The sequence below is a fragment of the Kitasatospora sp. NPDC097691 genome, from assembly GCF_040302665.1.
In the GTDB taxonomy this organism is placed as follows: Bacteria; Actinomycetota; Actinomycetes; order Streptomycetales; family Streptomycetaceae; genus Kitasatospora.
On the sequence record NZ_JBEORY010000060.1, the window covers coordinates 47,856 to 61,349 of the forward strand.

The window sequence follows — 13,494 nt, forward strand, 5'->3', positions numbered from 1 at the left end:
GCGGGCGTCGGGCCCGGGTGGGCCCGGGTGACCCGCCCGGGAACGCCCGGGAACGCGCGGCTACTCGAAGCGGGCCGCCAGCAGCATCAGGTCGTCGGTGGCCGCCGTCGCGGCCTCCGGGGCCGGGCAGACGGCGAGCAGGTGGGCGCAGAGCCGGTCCGGGTCGATCCGCACGTCGCGCGGGGCGTCGGCGGCGGCCCGGCGCAGATTGGCCTGCCCGGCGTGCAGGGTCGGGCCGCAGCGGCGGGCCAGGCCCTCGGTGTAGAGCAGCAGGGTGTCGCCGCGTGCGGCGGTGAACTCCACCCCGGGCGCCTCCCAGCAGGCCAGCATGCCGAGCGGGGCGGAGAGCGAGGTCTCCACGAACTCGGCGCCGTGCCGGCCGACCAGGACGGGCGGGCAGTGCCCGGCGCCGGCCAGGGTGACCCGGCGCTCCTCGGGCTCGACCCAGGCGTAGACGGCGGTGGCGGTGCGGGTCGGCTCGGTGGTCTTGAGCAGCAGCTCCAGGTCGCCCAGGACGGAGACCGGGTCCTCGCCCTCCAGTACCGCGTAGGCCCGCAGCGCGGCCCGCACCCGGCCCATCGCCGCGGCCGCGCCGGGGGCCGAGCCGGGGCCGGCGCCGGGGCCGTCGCCGGAGACGGAGCCGACGGTGAGGCCGACGGTGCCGTCCGGCAGCGGGATCGCGTCGTACCAGTCGCTGCCGCAGGAGCGGTCCAGCCCGGCCGGGACGAGCCTGGCGGCCAGCCGCAGTCCGGCGGTCTGGGGGAGGTGGTCGGGCAGCAGGCCGCGGCGCAGCGCCTCGGTGGTGCGCCGGATCCGCTCCGCCTCCAGCTGCTTGGCGAGCAGCGGGGCGGCGATGTCGCAGTAGTGGCGGGCCAGTTCGCGTCGGCACTCGGTGGGTTCGGCGGGCTCGTCCCAGAACCAGAGGGCGGCCGCGAGCGGGCCGTCCTCGGCGGTGGCGAGCGGCAGGCCGAAGGCGCCGCCGAGGCCGAGGTGGACGGCGAGTTCGCGCAGCCGGGCGCCGATGGCCGGGTCCTCGGCGAGGTCGGGGGAGTGCACCTGCTCGGGCCGGTCCCGTTCGCGCAGCAGCCGACCGAGCAGGCTCTGCTCGGTCGGGACGGTCTCCAGGGCGCCGAGGCTGGCGCGGTCGAGGCCGAGGCCGACCGGCTGGCCGGGGCCACCGCCGGGCATTCGGGTGACCAGGACGCCGCGGCGGGCGCCGAGCAGGGCGGCGCCGGAGGCGAGGACGGTGTCCAGGGTGGTGGCGAGGCCGCGGGCCCGGGCAAGCCGCTCGGTGTGCTCGTGCAGGGCGGTGATATCGGACAGGCGTCCGGCCAAACGGTCCTGCACCGCGGTGGACGGTGCCGTGCGGTCGTCGGCCGGGCCGTTCGGTGCGCCGGCCGGGGCGTTCGGTGCGTCCGCGGGGCCGTCCGGTGCGTCGGCGGGGCCGGGGAGTCCCGGCGGGTCGAGGACGGTGAGCCCGCCTGCGCAGCCGGTCTCGCCCGGCTCGGCGGTCGTCGTCGACGGGAGGGCCGTCGGCGGGTGGGACTCGGTCATGCCGCCACTCCTGACGCGGTGCTACGTGCCATGCGGAACCCCCAGGTACGGCCGATGTGGAGCGAGCACGGCCAAAGGGCGTGTTTCGCCTCGATTCGCTACTACTCGTCATTGATCGACAGCAATGCCACCACTTCTACACAGGCCATTCGGGGCATGTCCAGATCCAGGACGACGCGGTGGCCGGTTCCACGGCCATCGCGACCCGGTCGGAGGGCGTGCGGGGTTCGTGTGCGCGCCGGTCGGACCGGGAGGCATGGAGCGAGCCGCGAGCGGGCAGAACCGAGGAGACGGACCGGGCGGCCGTCCGGATCGTATGCCCGTGCCGCCCGGGAGCCGGGTCGGCCGGAAGTCTCTCACTCGTACGGTGGAACCAAGCGCGCCCGGGCGGCGTCCATCCGGTCGCATACGGGATTCTCGTTCCAAGGGCTGTTCCAGTGCGCGGCCCTTCTCATGTCGTGCTCCACACCGTGCTCCACGTCGTAGCCGCGCCGTCCGCATTGCCGCCCGCCCCGCTCCGTACCTCCCGGGGCCGTGCCGCGGCGGGCCCGTGCGGAGGGTCCCGACGGATGCCGGCGGGGCGGAGCGAGCCGAGCGGTCAGGGAAAGGAACGAGCGCCATGCGTGAGAACCCGAAGGACCGGTCGGAGGAGCGTGCCGCCCGACTGGCCGCGGCCCTGGCGGCCGCCGTCGACCACCGCTGGCCCGTGGTGCCGGGCACCGTGCTGAGCGGCGGGCGCTGCTCCTGCGGCGACCGGGACTGCACCGTCCCCGGCGTGCACCCGCACGACCCCTCGCTGCTGGCCGCCACCACGGACGCCCGGATGGTGCGGTGGTGGTGGGAGCGGCAGAGCCCGGACGCGACGGTGCTGGCCGCCACCGGCTCCACGGTCTCGGCGGTCAGCCTGCCCGCGGCGGCCGGAGCGCGGGCGCTGGTCTACCTGGGCGCGCTGCGGATGCCGCTCGGCCCGGTGCTGGCGATGCCGGGCCGCTACGCGCTGCTGGTGGCCCCGTACTCGCTGGATGCGCTCGGCGAGATGCTCGCCCAACTCCCTTGGGTGCCGGGCTCGTTGCGCTATCACGGGCCGGGCGGCTTCCTGCCGCTGCCGCCGGGTGGCTCGGCCGGCCGGGTGCGCTGGGTGCTGGCGCCGCAATCGGGGGTGGGCGGCGGGGTCTGGCTGCCGCAGGTCGGGCCGCTGCTGGGCGAGTTGGTCGATGCGACGGTCCGGTTGGACAGTGGCCGCTCGGCGTACTGATCCGCGGTGATCCACGCGGCCCGCCGGAAAAACAAAAGATCCGGCCGCTGGCGACGGGGGATGCACCAGCGGCCGGACTCTTTAGACAGTAACAAGGATCCGCGCCCGCGCCAATTTCCAAGACGCCCTCCACGCCCGGAAATTGCGCGTTCACCGCGACAATGTGACGCGTATCACGCGGATCCTGCGTGCTTTAGTTCAAGGTGACCTGACGGTTCACCAGGTTCGCGCGGGCGCGACGCTCCTCGGCGGTCAGCGGGGTCGCGTCGGCGAGCACGGCGGCGAGCCGCTCGCCGAACTCGGCGGCCGGCTTCTCGCAGTCGGCGGCGGTCATCGCGAGCGGCAGGTCCCACACCGGGACGGTCAGGCCGTGCGCGCGGAACGAGCCGACCAGGCGGGTGTCCGGGCCGAGCGAGGCCTCACCGGCGGCGTTCAGCCGGGCCAGCGCGTCCAGCAGCTGCTCCTCCGGCACGGTCATCACCCAGCGCAGGTGGTTCTTGTCCGGGGTGCCGCACCAGTAGGCGGCGTCGACGCTGCCCAGCTTCTCGGTCGGGATGGCCGAGGCGTTGGCGCGCTCCAGGGAGGCGGCGACCTCGCCGGTGGCGGTCTCGGCGTCCTCCAGCCAGAACTCGAAGCCGGTGTGCACGGCGGGCGCGAACGCGGCGGTGGTGTCCAGCAGGTCCTGCAGGCGGCGTCCGCCCGGCACGGTCCGGCGGGCCGGCACCGGGGTGCCCGGCTCGGTGGCCAGGGCCAGCTCCAGGGCGTCGGCGAGGTCGCGGCTGAGGTCGCCGGAGGAGGACTGGGTCTGCAGGCCGAGCAGGATCGAGCCGTCCTGGCGGCGCAGGGCCGGCCAGGCCAGCGGCAGCACGGTGGCCAGCGTCACCGACGGGACGTCGCCGTCGGCACCCTCGGCCACGCCGGCGGCCAGCGTCAGCGGCACCGTGGCGGCGGGCACCAGTTCGCGCAGCGCCACCCAGTCGGCCTCGCCCGGCAGGCCCTCGAACGGGCGGTGCACCAGCTCCTGCACCGCGTGCGAGGCCTCCCGGCCGTGGCAGGCCTTGTAGCGACGGCCCGAGCCGCAGGGGCAGTCCTCTCGGGCCCCCACCACGGGGATCTCGCCCGTGACGGCGGTGGTGGACTGACGCTGCGGCGCCTTCTTGGCGGCCTTCTTGCCCATGGTGCGGCTCTCCCGGGAACGGTGGTCCTGTGTCCCGGGAAGCCTACTGACGTTCCTCCGGCACCCGCGCTACCCCCGGCGCGCGCGAACGCGCCGGGGCGCGCGGGCACCGGGAGCGCGAGGACGGGTCCTACGCGCTGCGGGCGTCGCCCCCGGTGCGCCGGGCGTGCCGGGTGCGGGCGGGCAGCGCCGCCCAGACCGTCACCTCGCCGGGCGCGTCGCGCACGCCCCAGTCGCTGGCCAGTTGGTCGACGATGCCCAGGCCGCGGCCGCCGCGCGAGGTCAGCGAGGGACTGGCGGGCAGCGGCCGGGTGGCCGCGCCGCCGTCGGTGACCTCCAGGGTGAGCACGCCGTCGGCGTGCATCTGCCAGCGGACCAGCACACCGCCGTCCGGCTCGTCCGCGCCCTCGCCGTGCTCCCGGCCGCCGGGCGCGGGGTGCGCCCCGGACGGGACGGAGGGGCCGGACGGCACGGACGGCACGCCGACCAGCACCTGCCCGAGCACCTCGGCCCTGGCGCTGCGGCCGAGGGCCGGCAGCGGGCCGAGCGGACGGGCGTACCGACACGCATTGCTCAACAGTTCGGAAAGGATCAGTACGGCATCATCGATGACCGGTTCCGGTATCTGCCGGTCACCCAGATCTCGACGCAGTCGGCGCCGTGCGACCCCGACACTCGCTGGGCCGTGCGGCACTGCCATGGTCGATGAAGTCGGCACTTCACGCGCCACCATCAACGCCACCCCCGGACCTCCTTCAGCGTATGCCGAGGGAGAGATGCCCCTTGGTAATGCGTCGGAAACGAGCACCGGACGATCCCACGAGCCCATTTCGAGCACGGCGACAGACGGTCGACCCGAGGTCATTCCGTGCTCACCCTCTGTCGCCCGGGGCGGGAAATTCCGGCAATTTCGCGCGCAGAAGGTTTGACTGCCGACCAGAGTGATCAGTCCGCACCGGCACGGTCGTCGGTGCGTCGGCGGATCACCTGCCGAGCTGCGCCAGCACCTCGGCGGGCCGATTGGTGATGATCGCGGACACACCGAGTTCCAGACAGAGCTCGACATCGGCCGGTTCGTCCACCGTCCACACGTGCACCTCGTGCCCCAGCTCGCGCAGCCGGGTCACCAGCTGCGGGCGGGCCCGCACCAGCTCGATGCCCGGCCCGGCGATCCGCGCCCCGCCCGGGAGCGCCGAGCCCTCGCGCAGCCGACCGACCAGCGGCAGTGTCCGCTCGAACAGGAACACCCGCCGGAACTCCGGCGCGGCGGCGGCCACCCGGTTCAGCGCGACCGAGGAGAAGCTCATGATCCGGGCCGACGGGCGGTCGCCCTCCCGGGCCGCACCGATCTTGAAGCGCTCCAGCGTCCGCAGCAGCTCGGCCTCCACCAGGCCGCGGAAGCGCACCGGGTGCTTGGTCTCGATCGCCAGGTCCACCGGGCGGCCGCAGTCCACCACCAGCTCCAGCAGGCGCTCCAGCCGGAGCACGCCGCGCAGCTCGGGGTCGGTGCTGGGCCGGCCGGTCTTCCAGGCGCCGAAGTCGTACGCCTCCAGCTCGGCGAGCGTCATCGCCGAGACGGTGCCCCGGCCGTTGGACACCCGGCCGATCCGCCGGTCGTGCACGCAGACCAGGTGGCCGTCGGCCGTCACCCGGACGTCGCACTCCACCGCGTCGGCGCCCTCGTCGAGCGCGCGCCGGAAGGCGGCGAGGGTGTGTTCGGGCAGGGCGTGGGAGGAACCGCGGTGGGCGATCACCTGGACGGAGGCCGCGGTGCGCGCCGCCGTCGGGGACAGGTCTGGGCTGGTCACAGGGCCAACGATAGGCGGAGGAGGTGAAGGGGAGGCGAAGACGGCCCCAACCTGTGGGGCCGTCTGCCGGTTGCCTCTTCCGGTTGGCTCTACCGCCTGCCGGGTGTCAGCGCGCCGTGCGGCGGGAGAGCGGGGTGAGCGCCCAGGTGGCCAGGGCGGGCACCAGGAAGGCGAACAGCGAGGCGGAGGTCCACTCCTGCGGGGTGAAGTGCAGGGCCTCCTGGGCCGAGGTCCAGAAGTCCGTCCACCAGTCCGCCACCTTGGTCGGCGCGATGAACTGGTAGACCGCGAAGCCCAGCGCCCACGGCAGCAGCATCGTCCAGCGGGCCGGCGCGTCCTCGGCGAGGTTCCAGCCGCGGCGCCCGGCGCCGAGGAAGAAGTCCACCGCCAGCACCGCCAGCAGCGGCACGAACACCGAGCCGATCAGGCCGAGGAAGTTGTAGTAGCTGTCGGTGAACTTGTCGATCTGCAGCGCCAGCACGGTGGTCAGCACGCCGACCCCGCCGCTCAGCACCCGGCGGTCCACCTTCGGCAGCAGGTTCTGCACCGACATCGCGGTCGAGTACACGTTGGCGAAGGACTGGTCCGTCTCGCGTACCACCAGTACCAGCAGGAACAGCCAGCCGGCCCAGACGCCCAGGAAGGAGTCGAAGATCTTGTCCGGGTCGCCGCCGGACTGCAGCAGCGCCATCAGGCCGAGCACGTAGCACCAGACCTGGGCGAGCGTGTAGCCGGAGAAGCTGCCCCAGAACGCCGAGCGCGCGGTGCGCGAGTGCCGGGTGTAGTCCGCGGCCAGCGGGACGAAGGAGACCGACACCGCGATCATCGCGTCGGTCGCGCCGAGGAAGCCGTGCCAGTTGCCGGCGCCCGGGTCCGGCACGCCCTGGCGGCCCAGCTGGACGGTGAAGTACACCATCGCGACGGCGACCGCCGCGGCCACGAAGCGGCGCAGCACCGCGATCGAGCCCAGCGGCCAGATGGTCAGCGCGGTGGTCAGGGCGCCCGCGAGCAGTACGAACAGCCAGCGGTAGCCGGTGGTGTGGGCGACGGTCTGGGCGCCCGCCGAGATCGTCAGCAGTTCGAACACGCCCCAGCCGATGCACTGCACGATGTTCAGCACCGTCGGCAGGTACGACAGCCGGGTGCCGAACAGTCCCCGCAGGTTCGCCATCGCGGGGGCGCCGGTCCGGGCGCCGATCAGCGCGGCCACGCCGAGCATCGCGGTGCCGACGGCCGTACCGACCACGATCGCGGTCACCGCGGCTGCCAGCGACAGCTCGCTGCCGGGGGCGCCGAGCACGGTGGCGGCGGTGGAGAAGCCGATCAGGCTGACGCCCAGGTTCATCCAGAGCGCGAAGTGGTCCCGGAAACGCAGCGTGCGCGGCGGCTCGGTGTCCAGGACCAGCGGCGCCTCGACGCGTTCGGGGTGCTCGGGGCGGTCCAGGACGGCGGTCGCGGCGCCCGTGGCGGCCGTGGTGCCGGAGGAGTCCGCGGGGGCGGGGAAATCCTCGGACCCGGAGGCACCCGAAGAAGAGGATGGCGAAGCAGACGGCATGGCCGATACTCCCTACGCCGGCATTACCCGGACAGGTTCCGGCGGTCAGCGCCCCCTCGACCGTGTGCCTCGCTCGCGTGGCGTACGGTCGACATGCGCACTCTCAGCCTGGTCGGTCCAAGCTCCCGCGTGTCAGTTTGGAGCGACAGGCTAACCGGCACGGGGGCGAACACCCAAGGCCACGGCGTGCGCGGTCCGCATCGCGGGACGCCCGGCGGGGAGGGGAGCCCCGGCGGGAGCCCCGGCCGTCGGCACCGGCTAAGGATTCTTATGACTTCTTCAGAGGGGTCCTTACGGCAATCGAATCGACAATGCGAAAAACTATGGTCCTTGGTTCTGCCAGCTATGGAGGTCGTCCGTGAGCACCGAGCGCGAGGTTGGGCCCACCGGGCCGCAGGGGGAGCAGCCCGCCGGCCAGGGGGCGGCCGAGTCCGCTCCCGACGGCCCCGCTCAGGGCGGGCACCAGCCGACCATGGCCTTCCGCCGGGTCACCGAGCCGGAGACGGCGGCCGCCGAGGCCGGCGTCGCCGATGCCGCTCCGGCGGACGCGGCTCAGGCCGGTGCCGCTGCGGCGGAGGGCGGCCACAAGCCGACCATGGCGTTCAGCCGGGTGCCCGAGCCGGCCGCGGAGCCGACGGGGTCGGAGCCGGCGCCCGCGGGCGCTGCGGCGGAGGGCGGGCACAAGCCCACCGTCGCCTTCACCAAGGTCCCCGCGCCGGAGGCCCCGGCCGCTCCCGAGGTGGCCGCCGCGGCAGTCGCGCCGGTCGCCGAGGCGCCCGCCGTCGACCCGGCCACCGGGTACATCGACGCGCCGCCGCCGGTCCTGCCGCCCGCCCCGGCCGCTCCCGCGGCCCCGGTGCTGCCGCCGGCCGCCAACCCGTACGCCACCCCGACCCACGGTGTCCCCGCCGCCGGTGCGCACGACCCGTACGCCGCCGCGGGCGCCCCCGGCACCCCGGCCGCGCCCGGCGTGCCCGCCGCCCACGGCCACCACCCGTTCGGCGCCGGCCAGCCGCTCGGCGGCTGGGGCCCGACCCACGACGCCACCTCCGGCGGCGCGGGCTACCCCGGCGGCCCGAACGGTCCGCTGGGCTACCCGGCCGACCACCCCGGCGGCCCGAACGGCGGCGGCCCGCGCAAGAAGCGCGGCGGACTGGTCGCCCTGATCGCGGCCGTCGCCCTGGTCGCCGGTGTGGCCGGCGGCGCCGTCGGCGTGACGGTGGCGGACCGCAACGACAGCACCAGCTCCGCGAACGACCACCGCAGCACCACCGTCCAGGTCAGCGACACCCAGAAGAACGAGCCCGCCCCCGGCTCGATCGCCGCCATCGCGCAGAAGGCGCTGCCCAGCGTCGTCACCATCAAGGCGCAGGGCAACGGCGAGTCGGGCACCGGCACCGGCTTCGTCTTCGACACCGAGGGCCACATCCTCACCAACAACCACGTGGTCGCGCCGACCCTCAACGGCGGCAAACTGACCGTCAAGTTCGCCGACGGCACCTCGTACAACGCCTCGGTGCTGGGCCACGCCGAGGGCTACGACGTCGCCGTGGTCAAGATCGACAACCCGCCGAAGAGCAAGCTGGCCCCGCTGCCGCTGGCCGACTCCGACAAGGTCAACGTCGGCGACGCCACCGTGGCGATCGGCGCGCCGTACGGCCTGGAGTCCACCGTCACCAGCGGCATCATCAGCGCCAAGGACCGCCCGGTCGCCTCCGGCGACGAGACCGGCTCGCAGGCCTCGTACATGAACGCCCTGCAGACCGACGCCTCGATCAACCCCGGCAACTCCGGCGGCCCGCTGCTCGACTCCGGCGGCGCGGTGATCGGCATCAACTCGGCGATCCAGTCCAACGCCTCGGCCAACGGCCGGGCCGGCAGCATCGGCCTGGGCTTCGCCATCCCGATCAACCAGGCCAAGTGGGTCGCGGACACCCTGATCAAGACCGGCAAGCCGGTGTACGCCAAGCTCGACGTGTTGCGCAACGACGACTACAAGGGCGACGGCGCGCAGATCCAGACCAAGGACATCCAGGGCCAGCCGGCCGTCACCCCCGGCGGCGCGGCCGACAAGGCCGGCCTCAAGCCGGGCGACGTCATCACCAAGCTCGGCGGCGTGCCGATCGAGAACGGCCCCGCCCTGGTCAGCCGGATCTGGACGCACAAGCCGGGCGAGACCGTCGACGTCGAGTACACCCGCAACGGTCAGACGCTCACCACCAAGGTGACCCTCGGCCAGCGCGACGGCGACCAGTGACCCCCGCCCGCTGACCCGCGACGCCACGAAACCGTGTGCGCCGAACCCCGCCGGACCCGTTAGGCTGACCTCCGCCTGGAGAGCTGCCCGAGCGGCCTAAGGGAACAGTCTTGAAAACTGTCGTGGCGTGACCCGTCACCGTGGGTTCGAATCCCACGCTCTCCGCTGGTAGGAGAACCACCTGCTCAGGGCGGGTGCCGACATCGAGTCGGCACCCGCCCTTCGCGTTTCCCGGGAGCCGGTGCCGTTCGTCGGGGTGGCCCAACCGGCTGCTGTGGTCCGCGAGTTACGAGCCGGGGGCGGCACGCCCGAGGCGGCGGGCGGGGCGACCGGGCCGCCGGTGGACCGTGTTTGCCCTCGACCGAGTCGAGGGTCCTAGCGTCGCCCGGCATGACCGACGCCACCGTTCCCACTGTTCCCACCGTTCCCACGGCTTCCGTCCTCCCCACCGCGCCCACCGCCGCCGTGCGGTCCCCACTGCCCGGGCCGTACCTGCTCTGGCTGGCCGGGGCCCAGGCGGGACTGCTGGGCGACGCCGCGCTGTACTTCGCCCTCGGCTGGGCCGCGTCCGCGCACGGTGGCGGGGCGACCGGGCTCGTCCTGACGGCGATCACCCTGCCCCGGACGGCACTGGTGCTGCTGGGCGGCGCGGTCGCGGACCGGTTCGGCGCCCGCCGGGTGATGCTCGCCGCGGACGCGGTGATGCTGGTCGCGACCGCCGCCCTGGCACTCGTGGCGGGCAGCCGGGGCACGCCGCTCTGGCTGCTGGTCACGGCGGCGGCCGTGATCGGGACCGTCGACGCCTTCTACCTCCCGGCGAGCGGGTCGATGCCCAACCGGCTGGTGCCCGCCGACCGGCTGCCCCGGGCACTCGCGCTGCGCCAGGCCGGCGGCCAGGGCGCCGCGCTGCTCGGGGCGCCACTGGGCGGCCTGCTGGTCGCTGCCGGCGGGTTGCCCGGGGCGGCGGTGGCGGACGCGGTGAGCTTCGCGGTCGTCCTGCTGGTCCTGCTGCGGCTCCGGCCCCGGGTGGACGCGCCGTCCGCCGCGCCGGCCGGCCTGCTGCGTGAGGCGGCGTCCGGTGTCCGGCTCGCCCTGGGCGACCCGCTGCTGCGAGCCGCGCTGCTGCTCACCGGCGCGGCCGCCGGGGCGCTGCTGCCCGTGGTGTCCCTCCTCGGCCCGCTGCTCGCCCGGGCGCACGGCTGGACGGCGGACACGGCGGGGCTGGTGACCGGCGGACAGGCGGCCGGGATGCTCGCGGTGGCAGGCCTGGTCGCCTGGCGCGGCGGGCTGCCCCGGGCGGGCGTCGGGGTGGCGGCCGGGCTCTGCACCGCGTCGGTGGGGGTCACGCTGCTGGCGCTGGCCGCAGGACCGGTGGCGGCGGTGGCGGGCAGCACCGTGACGGGCGTCGGTGCCGGGCTCTTCGCCTGCCACCTCGGACCGCTGGTGGCGGCCTGCGCGCCGACCTCCCATCTCTCCCGCGTGCAGGCATTGTTGACGCTCGTGCAGAGCGCGGCCCTGGTGCTCTCGAACGCGCTGCTGGGCGTGCTCGCCGACACGGCGGGCGCGACCCTGCCCACCCTCCTCTGCGCCCTCGCCACCGCCACCGCCGGCCTGACCGCCCTGGCCGGCCCCACCCTCCGCCGGGCGTGACCGACGCCTGCCGGACGCGCCTGGGCACCCGACGCCGCGAGGCGCCGAGGGCCCCACGGCCGGGTTGCCGGCCGCTCCCTCCGGGGTCCGCCCGGTGGCCTTCCGGCCCCTCTCGGGGCGCGCTCGCCCCGTCCGGGCCTCGGGTCCCTCCCGCTTCCCCCTCGCCGCCCGACGGACACCCCCCTCCTCCCCGCCCCGCACCTCCCCTCCCCGTACCTCCCCGCCCCGCTCGGGGCCCACTTGCCCCGCTCCCGGCACGCGGGCAGAGTGCGGAGGTGGAGCTGGTCGGGCGGCGAGCGGAGGCGGCGATGGGTGATCTGACGGACCGGCTGGCGCAGGGCCTCCCGGCCGGGGCCGTGGTGGTGGATCCCGATGTGACCGTCACGTACAGCCGCGACATGGCCGGGTTCTGCGCGGCCGGCGTGCCCGCCGCGGTGGTGTTCCCGGAGACGGTCGAACAGGTGCAGCACGTGATGCGCACGGCCACCGAGCTGCGCGTGCCGGTGGTGCCGCAGGGTGCCCGGACCGGGTTGTCGGGCGCGGCGAACGCGGTGGACGGTTGCGTCGTGCTGTCGCTGGTGAAGCTGAACCGGATCCTGGAGATCGACCCGGTGAACCGGATCGCGGTGGTCGAACCAGGCGTGGTGAACGCCGAACTCTCGCGTGCGGTAGAGGAGTCGGGCCTGACCTACCCGCCGGATCCGTCCAGCTGGGAGTCCTGCACGATCGGCGGCAACATCGGCACCGGCGCGGGTGGGCTCTGCTGCGTGAAGTACGGCGTCACCAGCGAGTACGTGCTCGGCCTGGACGTGGTGCTGGCGGACGGGCGGCTGCTGTCCACCGGCCGCCGGACGGCCAAGGGCGTGGCGGGGTACGACCTGACCCGGCTGTTCGTCGGCTCGGAGGGGACGCTCGGCGTGGTGGTCCGGGCGGTACTGGCGCTGCGGCCCGCGCCGGCCCCGCAGTTGGCGCTGGCGGCGGAGTTCCCGAGTGCGGACGCGGCCGGTGCGGCGGTCTGCGAGGTGATGGCGCGCGGTCTGACTCCGTCGCTGATGGAGTTGATGGACGCGGTGTCCGTGCGGGCGGTCAACGAGCTGGGGCAGATGGGGCTGCCGGAGTCGACTCGGGCGTTGCTGCTGGTGGCGTTCGACGGCCCGGACCGGGTGGGCGAGCTGGCACGGGTCGAGCAGCTGTGCCGGGAGGCCGGGGCGACCGAGGTGGTGCCCGCCGAGGACCAGGCGGAGTCCGATCTGCTGCTGGCCGCCCGGCGGCTGGCGTTGCCCGCACTGGACCGCTTGGGCACGACGATGATCGACGACGTGGCGGTGCCGCGTTCCCGGCTGGCCGAGATGCTGAACGGCGTCGCGGCGATCGCCGAGCGGCACGGGCTGACCATCGGGGTGGTCAGTCACGCCGGGGACGGCAACACCCACCCGATCGTGATCTTCGACGCCTCGGACGAGGAGCAGGCCGCCCGCGCCCAGCGCTCCTTCGACGAGATCATGGCGCTCGGACTGGAGCTGGGCGGCACGATCACCGGGGAGCACGGGGTGGGGCTGCTCAAGCGGGACTGGCTGGCCCGCGAGCTGGGCCCGGTGGCGCTGGACCTGCAGCGGCAGCTGAAGGCGGTCTTCGATCCGCTGGGAATCCTGAACCCCGGCAAGATGGTCTGATTTCCTTCGTCCCCGTTTCGGTGTGACTTTCCGATGGTCTGCGAATGGCTGGAAAGTCGACATGGAAGGGTTGTCGAACTTTTCCGGGGCGCGTTGTCCGCCCATCTGCGCCGGGGTGGTGCGCGTGGTGGTTCGCATCGTGTCGAGGCGCCGTTCCGGATCGTCATCGAACCGGCCGCCGTGCGGGCAAAATCCCAGCTCGATGGCGGTGTGTCGGTGCGCTGTCCGGTTTGCCGCCCGTTATGCGCGGCCCGGGTGGATATCACGCTAACGGGCGAAAACAGCCGGGTGAGCTAGTGCTTTGTCGATTTGTTGCGGAAGTCTGTCTCCCGGCGTCGCAGCCCGCAGGTGTTCGTCTGGCCGGCGAACCCCCGCACACCATGGTCGACATTGCACGATTAACAGCTTTCTGGAGGCTTTCATGGCTCGCATCCACACCCGCCGGGTGGCCGGACTCCTGCTCGCCGTCCCGCTCGCGGCCGGTCTGCTGCTCGCGGGTGCCGGGGTCGCCGCCGCCGACAACGGTGCGGGTGCCGTCGGCGGTTCCAACGCCGGCGTGGTGTCC

General features: G+C 74.3%; 9 protein-coding genes, 1 tRNA gene and 1 riboswitch. Of the genes, 5 read left to right on the forward strand and 5 right to left on the reverse strand.

The annotated features are described in order from the left end of the window. Positions 1 to 60 precede the first annotated feature (60 nt). Positions 61 to 1,554: a PP2C family protein-serine/threonine phosphatase gene (locus tag ABTY56_RS31235; protein WP_350632711.1), complete on the reverse strand. Its 1,494-nt coding sequence runs from the start codon at positions 1,552 to 1,554 to the stop codon at positions 61 to 63. Between the two features lie 619 nt (positions 1,555 to 2,173). On the opposite strand from ABTY56_RS31235, the gene ABTY56_RS31240 reads away from it, so the two are divergent. After that, positions 2,174 to 2,809: a bifunctional DNA primase/polymerase gene (locus ABTY56_RS31240; RefSeq protein WP_350632712.1), complete on the forward strand. Its 636-nt coding sequence runs from the start codon at positions 2,174 to 2,176 to the stop codon at positions 2,807 to 2,809. A gap of 193 nt (positions 2,810 to 3,002) precedes the next feature. Here the strand turns inward: ABTY56_RS31240 and ABTY56_RS31245 are convergent, their stop codons facing one another. The 4 genes from ABTY56_RS31245 to ABTY56_RS31260 form a co-directional block, all read right to left on the reverse strand. Next, the gene (locus ABTY56_RS31245) at positions 3,003 to 3,986 is read right to left on the reverse strand and encodes a DUF5926 family protein (RefSeq protein ID WP_350632713.1); all 984 of its coding nucleotides are present in this window, start codon (positions 3,984 to 3,986) and stop codon (positions 3,003 to 3,005) included. A 130-nt stretch (positions 3,987 to 4,116) separates the two neighbouring features. After that, positions 4,117 to 4,563 carry an ATP-binding protein gene (locus ABTY56_RS31250; RefSeq protein WP_350632714.1) on the reverse strand — a complete coding sequence of 149 codons (447 nt, stop codon included), beginning with the start codon at positions 4,561 to 4,563 and terminating at the stop codon, positions 4,117 to 4,119. 406 nt (positions 4,564 to 4,969) lie between these two features. After that, positions 4,970 to 5,794 (reverse strand): glycerophosphodiester phosphodiesterase family protein, encoded by an 825-nt coding sequence (locus tag ABTY56_RS31255; RefSeq protein WP_350632715.1) that lies wholly within the window; start codon positions 5,792 to 5,794, stop codon positions 4,970 to 4,972. Positions 5,795 to 5,900: 106 nt separating this feature from the next. After that, on the reverse strand, positions 5,901 to 7,349 hold the full coding sequence (locus tag ABTY56_RS31260) for a purine-cytosine permease family protein (RefSeq protein WP_350632716.1): 1,449 nt from the start codon (positions 7,347 to 7,349) through the stop codon (positions 5,901 to 5,903). Next, a riboswitch (TPP riboswitch) is annotated at positions 7,342 to 7,488 on the reverse strand. It overlaps the preceding gene by 8 nt. Positions 7,489 to 7,707: 219 nt before the next feature. On the opposite strand from ABTY56_RS31260, the gene ABTY56_RS31265 reads away from it, so the two are divergent. The 4 genes from ABTY56_RS31265 to ABTY56_RS31280 all read left to right on the forward strand — a co-directional run bounded on the left by ABTY56_RS31265 (position 7,708) and on the right by ABTY56_RS31280 (position 12,929). Beyond that, entirely contained in the window at positions 7,708 to 9,606 is a 1,899-nt protein-coding gene (locus ABTY56_RS31265) for a S1C family serine protease (protein WP_350632717.1), read from the forward strand. A gap of 77 nt (positions 9,607 to 9,683) precedes the next feature. Next, positions 9,684 to 9,771: transfer RNA gene (locus ABTY56_RS31270), tRNA-Ser, on the forward strand. A 225-nt stretch (positions 9,772 to 9,996) separates the two neighbouring features. Beyond that, positions 9,997 to 11,256 carry an MFS transporter gene (locus tag ABTY56_RS31275; RefSeq protein ID WP_350632718.1) on the forward strand — a complete coding sequence of 420 codons (1,260 nt, stop codon included), beginning with the start codon at positions 9,997 to 9,999 and terminating at the stop codon, positions 11,254 to 11,256. A gap of 308 nt (positions 11,257 to 11,564) precedes the next feature. After that, complete coding sequence (locus ABTY56_RS31280; RefSeq protein ID WP_350632719.1) at positions 11,565 to 12,929, forward strand: FAD-binding oxidoreductase; 1,365 nt, start codon at positions 11,565 to 11,567, stop codon at positions 12,927 to 12,929. Positions 12,930 to 13,494: the final 565 nt, after the last annotated feature.

Coding starts and splice junctions, on each gene's coding strand:
- ABTY56_RS31240 (WP_350632712.1), top strand. CDS start 2,174: ATGCGTGAGAACCCGAAGGACCGGTCGGAGGAGCGTGCCGCCCGACTG.
- ABTY56_RS31235 (WP_350632711.1), bottom strand. CDS start 1,554: ATGACCGAGTCCCACCCGCCGACGGCCCTCCCGTCGACGACGACCGCC.
- ABTY56_RS31275 (WP_350632718.1), top strand. CDS start 9,997: ATGACCGACGCCACCGTTCCCACTGTTCCCACCGTTCCCACGGCTTCC.
- ABTY56_RS31260 (WP_350632716.1), bottom strand. CDS start 7,349: ATGCCGTCTGCTTCGCCATCCTCTTCTTCGGGTGCCTCCGGGTCCGAG.
- ABTY56_RS31245 (WP_350632713.1), bottom strand. CDS start 3,986: ATGGGCAAGAAGGCCGCCAAGAAGGCGCCGCAGCGTCAGTCCACCACC.
- ABTY56_RS31280 (WP_350632719.1), top strand. CDS start 11,565: ATGGGTGATCTGACGGACCGGCTGGCGCAGGGCCTCCCGGCCGGGGCC.